This window comes from Microcystis sp. M083S1 (assembly GCF_020246405.1).
Taxonomy (GTDB): domain Bacteria; phylum Cyanobacteriota; class Cyanobacteriia; order Cyanobacteriales; family Microcystaceae; genus Microcystis; species Microcystis aeruginosa_C.
On sequence record NZ_JADBTB010000016.1, the window covers coordinates 1 to 9,046 of the forward strand.

A 9,046-nucleotide genomic window follows, 5' to 3' on the forward strand; every position below is an offset into this window, starting at 1 on the left:
CAGTTGAAGGAATTAATAATAAACTGAAGGTGATTAAAAGGAGAGGCTATGGATTTAGAAACTTTAAAAACTTTAGTCTTAGATGTTTATTAAATTGGCATTTTGCTAGTTGATTTTACATGGTAAGTTCGGAAGAACCATCGATATTGAGATGGATGGAGTCCCTGTCTCTCCTTATTGTTCCCTACCTGAACAAGTCGATATTTGGTTTAAAGCTTTTCAAAAAGCTAAAGAAATGTGTGGCGCGCCGGGTACTCAAAAAAGAATGCCCCCTGAAAGAGAAATTAAGTATCTTGATGCGCTGGTTCGAGGGGTTTACGCTAAAAGGGATTTGCCAGAAGGTTACATTCTCAACCATGACCGCATCAATGAAGATCTATACTTGGCGGTTCCTCTCCAGAAAGGACAGATTTCTTGCCGGGAGTTAATGTCAGGAGAAATATTAACTAGGGCCTGCAACAAGGATGAACCGATTATGATTGACTCCATTGATAGCCCTTATTCAACTAACGATAATCTCAGAAAGATTATCTATCAACGGGGTATTTAAAATTATGACTATTCTGGACTTTGTTTGATATAGCGGTAAGCGCTTGAGTGAGATACAGACCAAGCTTTGCCTAGCATGGTTTATAGCTTGTGACACTGTACCTAATACGACTGCACACCGCTATAGTCTTTGATAATCAGTGCTTGTCATTCGTAGGAGTCTTGCTAGGCAAGGCTTTGGGGACTGTATTTCTGGACAATTTCCCTATTCTTCTTACCCTGCACACAGAAACGAGAAGAGCCAACCCCCCGAACGGTTCAGATTAGGCTATAATTGCGATTGACCTCCGTAAACCATTCAAAGAGTCATGACAAAAACAGCTTTAGTCACTGGTGCCTCTCGGGGAATCGGCGAAGCCATTGCTATTGAGTTAGAGGTGAGAGGAATATTGGTACTGAGACCTAAAAGGGAAGATTTAGATCTTTGTGACATGGAATCCGTTCAGAAGTTCGTCGCCGAGCATTCTTCGGATTCTGTGGACATTCTGGTCAATAATGCCGGAGAAAATGTGGTTCAACCCCTAGCTGAAGTTGATTTTCAAACTTGGTCGACAATTCAGAATATCAACTTAAATGCTCCCTTTCTATTGATGCAGCACTTTGGAGTTGGAATGTGCCAAAAAAGAAATGGCCGTATTCTCAATATCGCATCTTTGTTTAGCTTTTTATCGAAAGCGGGCAGAGCCTCATACACATCTTCAAAGTCGGGACTTCTAGGTTTGACACGAACGGCGGCTATTGAATGGGCGCCCTACAACGTCATGGTGAACTGTCTGAGTCCTGGTTTCGTGAACACGGAACTCACGCGCAAGAACAATACTGATGAAAAAATTAAGGAAATTTCATCGTTGATTCCAGCTGGAAGAATGGCTGAACCCAGTGAAATTGCGAAAACAGCCGCTTTTTTAGTGTCAGAAGAAAATTCCTATCTTACGGGTCAAAACATCGTTGTGGATGGTGGAATTTCGATTCTTTAGATTGTTTAGAGAAAGAGGAACTATGAACGAAAAAATGATTTTTCCAACCCCAAGTAGCTTTAAAATTAAGTCAGCCCAGAGGGAATATCCAGTTGAGTTTTCCCCTACAGTTGAAGATATTGCCCAAAAAGTATCTCAGATCAAAAATCGGCTCTTTATCATTGATCAGAACGTCCGCAAGCTTTATGGTCAGACTCTTGAACCAATCATGAACGGGTTTCCAGTTTTAGAAATTGAGGCCACCGAAGACGCAAAAACTTTTGGTGGAATTGAAAAAGTTTTAAACTGGCTGAGTGAAAACAAATGCACAAAAGCCAACCACTTGGTCGCCATTGGTGGCGGAATTATTCAGGATATTACCACGTTTTCAACCTGCATTTTTTTCCGAGGCATTCCTTGGACATTAGTTCCAACGACCCTATTGAGTATGTCTGACAGTAGTATTGGAGCTAAATGCGGAATTAACCTGAAAACTTTTAAGAACCAGTTGGGGGTTTTCAATTCGCCCTATGCAATTCTGATTACACCAGAGTTCTTAAAAACTCTGTCAATCGATGATATCAAGTCAGGATACGGTGAAATATTAAAGTTGCATTTAACTGGAGGGTTTGAAAAGTTCGTGGAGCTTGAAAAAGATCTAGAACAACAAGAGGAGCTGCTATCACCTGCCACTGCCAAACATATTTACGATAGTTTGATGGTTAAAAAGAAGGTCATTGAAGAAGATGAGTATGAATCTGATCTCCGTCGAATCCTTAACTACGGGCATACTTTTGGCCACGCTCTGGAAGCTGAAACCAATCATTTCGTACCCCATGGACTTGGAGTCATGTGGGGAATTGATTTCGTAAATTTCTTTGCCTTTGAAAAAGGCTGGCTTGAGAAAAGTAAATACAGCCGTATTAAGAAGGTTATTCTCAATCACTTTGGATTTAAGAACACCAAGTTTGTCTCAGCAGAAGGGCTTTTAACGGCCGCTCGTCGAGATAAAAAGGCGGCGAGTGCTTCCGAAGTAAACATGGTGTACTTCACCGAGAACAATTGTCTTGAGATTAAAAAAACTGCATTGGACGAAGAATTTAAGTCTCTACTGGAAAGGTATTTGTTGAATGAAGATGTTTTTTATCGGTCTTGATCTAGGGGCGACTTATATTAAGTCAGCCCGGATTGATGCTGAAGAATTTTCAATGAATGGAATCGAGCGAATTCCTTTTCCTTCGTTTGACGGAAACTATGGAAAAACTGTTTCCATGCGTCGAATCCTTGACAGCGTTTCGCAAGCCATTCAAGTCCAGTTAAGTAGCCATCCCGAAAAGTGCCAGGGCGTTCTTCTTAGCAACCAGATGCACGGACTTGTTCTCATGAGAGAGAAAGACTTTTGTTCTCCCTTTATCTCTTGGCAAGACCTGCGATGTCTGGAGAGCGAGGATGGTGTAAGCTCGTTTCAAAAATTGAAAAATCGCTTGGGGATATTTTCTGTTCTTCATGAGACCGGTGAGTACCTGCGGCCAGGATTTCCGATCACGCAGCTTTTTCGGCTCCAAGGTATGGGAGAGAAGCTAGGAGTTGTTTGTGATCTGGGATCGGCGATCGTGTCGGCTCTCATCGAGAATCCTGTTCAGCAGCTCCACATAAGCAATGCCGCAGCTACAGGATGTTGGGACATTAAGAAGGGCGATTGGCATCGGGATATTATTCGAACTGCTAAGATTGATTGCTTCGACTGGCCTGGTGTAGTGGTCGGAGAAGAAGTACTTGGATACCTGAAATGGGGGGGGCGCACAATACCCGTATATCCTTCCGTTGGAGATCAGCAAGTGAGTCTTTTAGGAGCGGGTTTATGGCGAGATGATCAAGTTTCATTCAACATCGCAACAGGCAGTCAAGTGAGTCGCCTGAGTTCTGAATTTCAGGTTGGAGATTTTCAAACGCGCCCCTATTTTCAGGGACGCTATCTTCAAACAATTACACATCTTCCAGCTGGACGCGCTCTGAATGCTCTGCTCAAGCTATTCACTGAGTTGAGTCCCCAACTCGATTTGGATCTAGCTTGGACAGAGGTGACTCGAAAAGTTGATCATGATCTTAGCTTTTCATCTCGATTGAAAGTCAATCTGGGGTTTTTCCCAAGTGCGATCGGCAATGAAGGCTCACTGACGGGACTGACTGAGGAAAATCTAAATGTCTCTTCAGTCCTTAAGGCTTGCTTCGTTTCGATCGTCCAGAACCATATCGAAGCACTCAAGCGAATCAATCACGACTCTCGTCAGATTTCTGAGTATATTGGTTCAGGGGGAATCATGCAAAAAAGTAGATTTTTACAGTCGGCCTTTTACAATTATCTGGGCGAGCCCATTAGGCTTTCCGAGCAATCAGAAGATGCCCTTTGGGGTTTAGCCAGTCGGGCGCGAGAAATAGCCCGTTAACTCAACCTGTATTTGGGCTTGCAACCTCTTTGTCACCTCTTGAGAGCCGTCCCACATTGATGATGAGTCATTCAGTCAAGGGCGCAACAATCATATTACTCATAAACTCATCCCGATCTAGGAAGGGGGATAAATCTTCTAAGGGAGAAGATACCATGCGCCCATCATCCAAGCGACGAGAAGACAACTTAGGAGCAAAGGGTTGATTGAGGTCAAGAAACACCTCGCAGATCTGAGAACCTTCCCCGGCAAGGGTTTCTTGAATAGCTTCCCGCATAGTTGCGTGTTCTCGGCAAAGTCGGTAAGGAATCCCATAGGCCGCCGCTAACTTTTCAAAACTGGGAAAGGTCACGCCACTTTCCGGTCCACAACCGACAATATTATCGGCAAAGAAATTCTGCTGAGTTTGACGAATCGAGTGATAGCCTTGATTATTGAGGACAAAAATCTTGATAGGCAGTTGATATCCCACCAGGGTTTGTAATTCTTGTAGGTTTAATTGAATGCTGCCATCCCCGGCAATACAAATCACTCGCCGCTTACCACTGGCAATACAGGCCCCAATCGCCGCGGGTAGATCGTATCCCATGGAGGCACAACCAGAGTTAGTATAGAGGCGCTGTCCCTCTTTGATTGATGCCGCTTGAAATGTCGTCACACAAGCAGTTCCATCACCGGTCACGACTATTTCTCCCGGGGGGAGTTCCTTAAAGAGTGCTTGAGCAAAGCAATAAGGGTTAACTGCCCCTTGTGTTAGCCAATATTCGGGTAAGACAGTAGGATATTTTTCCTTACGAATCAAACACCAGTCTAGCCACTGTTGATGGTGTTGTGTTGGCTCAACTTGATGTTGCAGTAAATGCGCCAAGAAGTCGGCTACATCGGCATGAACAGGTAAATCTGGCTTGAGCGTTGGCTTTTTCAGTTCTGATTCGTCAATATCCACGATAATTTTATAGGCTTCCCGGGCAAAATTTTCCCAGTTATAGCTCACCTGGCGGATGTTGAGCCGGCAACCTAAAACTAATAGGAAATCAGAATTTTGGACGGCAAAATTACCAGGGCGATCGCCGACCGTGCCTGGCCTACCAATATAGTAAGGATGATCGTTCCAGATCAGATCGTGAGCGTTCCAAGCTGTAACTACGGGGATTTTCCAAGTATTCACTAAGCGCAGGAAGTCTTCATAAGCCCTCCCTAAACGAATTCCCGATCCGGCGTAGATAACCGGGCGTTCGGCGGTTTTCAGTCGGTTGATAACTTGTTCACAGGTGGCTGCTAGATTGGTAGTAGTATATCTGATCGCATCTTCTTTAGGGTCGTAGCCCGGTAGAGATGTGGGATCAATCTTAGCTCCTTGAACATTCATCGGGATATCCAACCAGCACGGACCAGGACGGCCAGATTGAGCCAGATGTAATGCTCTTTCGAGATGGTAGCGAATTGACTGGGGATCTGTCACCATCACCGCGTATTTGGTGATCGGTTCCACCAATTTAACAATGTCAATTTCCTGATCTCCCAATTGTCTGAGGGGTAAGTCTGTACTTCTGACCACGGTTTCCCATTTCACCTGTCCGGAAATAACGATCATGCCGATGGAATCTGTCCACGCTCCATAGACTCCAGTAATGGCATTGGTTCCCCCCGGTCCTGTGGTTACATTCAGGGCGGCTAGGCGATTGGTTAACCGATAGTAGCTTTCGGCGGCCATGGCACAAGCTTGTTCGTGATGGCAACAGGTGTAGGATAGTCCTGAACAGCGCCCGAAAGCATCATTCAGGTGCATCGCCCCACCACCAGTAAGCAAGAAAACATCATGGATGCCATGTTCTACAAGGGTTTGGGCGATATAGTCGGCAACTCTCATCGGGGTTTCGCTCTTAGATTCGCTAATTTGGTTGACATCATTATATAGGATGTAAGTAGATTAACACCCAGTATAATAATTTTAGCGATATTAAAGATATCGATTGACATTTTTTTTGAAACCCATGCTAGTCAATGATTTCAGAATTATAATTTTTACCTTGATATACTCGACAAGATTAATAAAAAGAAATTTCACCGATAAAATAGAGCTAAGTTCGCCTTTGATCATCTCAATAAAATAACTGGGTTAGGCAGCTGCATTTTTTGGATAGCATTGTAAATAGCTTCTTGAGATAAAATTGAGGTTACAATAATCGGCTGTCTCATCTCTCTTAATTGAATTTCATGAGGTGATAGTACCGTAATCCCTGAAATAACACTACCTTGATTAATGGGATTTCCATCAACAAAAGCAACTATATTAGCTTTTGCCAGTGAAGTTTCGGCCAGTAGTTTCATGGCTAATTGTCCCGTTCCCCAAACAATAACATCGGCAGCATCCTCTAACACTGACTGTAATTTAAGATCAATATCAGTCATAATTTTTTTGGAGCTTTCAATATAAAGCAGGATTCTTTGTTTGAGCATTTTGTCCTGAGCAATTACCAATTCCGATGAATTAGACTCTTGCTTCTGCCAAAAGCTATAAATGGCTGGATAAGACATCCCCGGAGAGACATCAAAAACTTTTTCTCCGATTAACTTATTGGTCAATCCAAATTGAATTAATAAATTTGACAAATGGGGATGATAAAAATGATTAATATGTTCAGTATTAAAATCTTGAAAAGGGGCAAAAACATGATCAACATATCCCGAGGCATTGGGAACTTCTACATATAGATATCCCCCTACTTTTATTAATTGTTCTATTAATTTTACAGAAAATTTCAGATCCTGTATATGCTCTAACACATGAGAAAGAATGACAAGATCAAAATCTCCTAAATCTTGAGGCGGCGTAAAAATAGAACCAGCATAAGCTTCTATTCCGTAAAGCTGTTTTGTATTCTCAACACAAGCAGGAGATGGATCTAAACCACATAAATTGTTATATCCTAGTTTTTTAAGATAGCCTAATAAACCACCATTGGCACAGCCAATATCTAAAATGCGAACGCTCTTATCCGGTAAAAATTCAGCAATACATTCAGCCGTTTTTTGAAGTCGTGCGGCATCATAGGGAGATTCCCCTCCTCCCGTAGCGGTTTTTTTGTCCTCGTATTTGGATAATTTGGCGTAAAAAACATCATAATCTTTCTGACTTACTGTTGTATCAGCATAGACGAAACCACAGCGATCACAACATAGTATATCATATCCATTTGAGAGGGGATGACCTTCAGGTAAAACAAAATTTTGTGTGTGAAGAATCTCCCCATTTTCTTCTTGACAAATTGGACAATTCCGCAGTGATTTTTTCTGATTCATGGTGTAAATCCTAAAATTTCGATGAATTATAACTAGCTGTTCGGATAATTGATTCCTCTAGGGAAATCAAGGGTTTAAGTTGTAACTCAGAAAAGGCTCGTTTTACCGAGGGAACGTAACGTTCAGCAGGTTTACCCGGGATAGGTTCTTTAGCTATAATTACCTCAACTTTTGATGCAAATGTACTGGCAACAACTTCCGCCAGTTCAGCGATAGTTAAATCCTCATCTGAACCGACATTGTAAGGGTAGCATGATTTTCCCTTAAACAAAATTGTCCACAGCCAAATCGCCAAATCTGCCGCATAGAGGTAAGAACGATAAGGACTACCATCCCCCTGGATGAGAATCGGCCCCCCCGTCATACCATCTCGAATGAAATTACCAATAGCAAAATGGGTATCCAGGGGCAAATAGGGACCGACAAAGGCAAAGCAACGAGCAATTTTCGTTTCTAATCCCTGTTGTTTAGCATAGAGAGTACAGAGCATTTCTGCTGCCCGTTTTCCTTCTGCATAAGCATAACCCGGATTAGTTAAATCAGGAGAGCCTAAATAGTCTTCAGAAACATGGGTTATCTCAGGGGGTTGTTTGCCATAAACGGCACCAGAACTGGTTAATAAGAACTTTTTAGCCTGACAAAATTTAGCAAATTCTAAAGTATGCCTTGTTCCCTCAATAATCGTATCAAACATTAGCAAGGGATCTTCTTGATTGAGCTTGGCACTCGCTTCAGTGGCACCATGAATGATATAAGAAAACTCCCCTTCAGGAAACTCAAATGACCTAACATCACCGCTATGGAATTGAATAGCGGAATGATTGGCTAAATGAGGAGCTTTTTGCTTGAAACTATCAGGATTTCTGGTTAAAACCACTGCCGATGCTTTTAAGTCTAGCTGATCATTAGCCCAAATAAAACTTTCCAGAAGCCAGCAGCCAAAAAAGCCTGTACCTCCGGTAATAAATATCCGCTGTCCCCGCAATTCCTCCCACAGGGTTTTAGTATGGGCAAGAATGTGATTTAAGTCATTTGTTAGGTTAGGTTGCATCTTCAGCCCCGAATCATTACCAAGATTCCTTCCATGATTTTATCAGCATTTGACAAGTCTCCTACAAGGTTTCTGGTTCAACGCCTAATTCTCTTAATTTTTCAGCTAATTTTTGCCGTAACATTCGCTCCTGTTCGAGTTGATATTCAGTTTGTGCGACTCGTTCACTCCCCCATAATAACAGATTGCCCGACTTATCCCACCAGCGCAACCAATTAGTAGTAAATTCAGCTTTGGTTCCTTGCCAGACTCCCAAAAATAAGTTAATCTCTGCTATCCAATAACGATTGTTTTCATCAGGTTTTTGTTGTTCATACTTTCCTTGATTTAATCGATAAATTTCTAATTCTCCTGTTTTTGGCTGAAATATTCCATAGACAGGTACTTGTAAGATTTGCTCGTAAAAATACCATTTTCCATAGGGATAGTGAGGGTTGATGGAATATTCACCCCCTTCGGTTTCCGAGATAAACTCTAGGACGATGGTAGGAATTTCTCCTTGGAGGTGGGGAGTATAACTGCGCCGAATTTCTCCACTAGCAATGGGTTTTACTGAGGGAATATAAACCCAATCAGGTGCCTTGACAACAGTTTGATTGTTAACGGTGGCACACAAGCCAAAATTAGAGGCAATTAGCATCGATTCTAGAATTAGTCCTGCTAATTCTAACGATTCTCGTAAAGCTGCTGCTAATAGGGGTTGCAAGTTGTTGTCCACAGGTTCGTCAGGTAGAATAAAA

General features: G+C 42.4%; 9 protein-coding genes. 5 read left to right on the forward strand and 4 right to left on the reverse strand.

Annotation, left to right across the window (positions count from 1 at the left end; genetic code table 11):
- The 5 genes from IM450_RS01335 to IM450_RS01355 all read left to right on the forward strand — a co-directional run.
- The coding region (locus tag IM450_RS01335) for a transposase (protein ID WP_036400142.1) at window positions 1-113 on the forward strand (113 nt) is incomplete at its 5' end.
- Between the two features lie 38 nt (window positions 114-151).
- The gene (locus IM450_RS01340; RefSeq protein WP_287668575.1) at window positions 152-550 is read left to right on the forward strand and encodes a hypothetical protein; all 399 of its coding nucleotides are present in this window, start codon (window positions 152-154) and stop codon (window positions 548-550) included.
- Window positions 551-857: 307 nt separating this feature from the next.
- Window positions 858-1,526, forward strand: a complete 669-nt coding sequence (locus IM450_RS01345; RefSeq protein WP_287668578.1) for an SDR family NAD(P)-dependent oxidoreductase — start codon at window positions 858-860, stop codon at window positions 1,524-1,526.
- Between the two features lie 22 nt (window positions 1,527-1,548).
- Window positions 1,549-2,661: a 3-dehydroquinate synthase family protein gene (locus tag IM450_RS01350; protein ID WP_159036953.1), complete on the forward strand. Its 1,113-nt coding sequence runs from the start codon at window positions 1,549-1,551 to the stop codon at window positions 2,659-2,661.
- Window positions 2,636-3,952 carry a sedoheptulokinase gene (locus IM450_RS01355; RefSeq protein WP_106908685.1) on the forward strand — a complete coding sequence of 439 codons (1,317 nt, stop codon included), beginning with the start codon at window positions 2,636-2,638 and terminating at the stop codon, window positions 3,950-3,952. Before IM450_RS01350 ends, IM450_RS01355 begins: the two co-directional genes overlap by 26 nt.
- 67 nt (window positions 3,953-4,019) lie before the next feature.
- On the opposite strand, the gene IM450_RS01360 is transcribed toward IM450_RS01355, so the two are convergent.
- The 4 genes from IM450_RS01360 to IM450_RS01375 all read right to left on the reverse strand — a co-directional run.
- Window positions 4,020-5,822, reverse strand: coding sequence for a thiamine pyrophosphate-binding protein (locus IM450_RS01360; RefSeq protein WP_287668587.1), 1,803 nt, complete (start codon window positions 5,820-5,822; stop codon window positions 4,020-4,022).
- A gap of 227 nt (window positions 5,823-6,049) precedes the next feature.
- Complete coding sequence (locus IM450_RS01365) at window positions 6,050-7,255, reverse strand: class I SAM-dependent methyltransferase (protein WP_287668590.1); 1,206 nt, start codon at window positions 7,253-7,255, stop codon at window positions 6,050-6,052.
- Between the two features lie 10 nt (window positions 7,256-7,265).
- A complete protein-coding gene (locus IM450_RS01370; RefSeq protein ID WP_287668592.1) occupies window positions 7,266-8,306 on the reverse strand; it encodes an NAD-dependent epimerase/dehydratase family protein in 1,041 nt (346 codons plus the stop codon).
- A gap of 61 nt (window positions 8,307-8,367) precedes the next feature.
- On the reverse strand, window positions 8,368-9,046 hold a 679-nt coding region (locus tag IM450_RS01375), incomplete at its 5' end, for a Uma2 family endonuclease (RefSeq protein ID WP_287668595.1).

What these genes read in the sequence shown, in the direction of transcription:
- IM450_RS01340 (WP_287668575.1), top strand. Translation starts at nt 152, where the DNA reads ATGGATGGAGTCCCTGTCTCTCCTTATTGTTCCCTACCTGAACAAGTC.
- IM450_RS01345 (WP_287668578.1), top strand. Translation starts at nt 858, where the DNA reads ATGACAAAAACAGCTTTAGTCACTGGTGCCTCTCGGGGAATCGGCGAA.
- IM450_RS01350 (WP_159036953.1), top strand. Translation starts at nt 1,549, where the DNA reads ATGAACGAAAAAATGATTTTTCCAACCCCAAGTAGCTTTAAAATTAAG.
- IM450_RS01355 (WP_106908685.1), top strand. Translation starts at nt 2,636, where the DNA reads ATGAAGATGTTTTTTATCGGTCTTGATCTAGGGGCGACTTATATTAAG.
- IM450_RS01360 (WP_287668587.1), bottom strand. Translation starts at nt 5,822, where the DNA reads ATGAGAGTTGCCGACTATATCGCCCAAACCCTTGTAGAACATGGCATC.
- IM450_RS01365 (WP_287668590.1), bottom strand. Translation starts at nt 7,255, where the DNA reads ATGAATCAGAAAAAATCACTGCGGAATTGTCCAATTTGTCAAGAAGAA.
- IM450_RS01370 (WP_287668592.1), bottom strand. Translation starts at nt 8,306, where the DNA reads ATGCAACCTAACCTAACAAATGACTTAAATCACATTCTTGCCCATACT.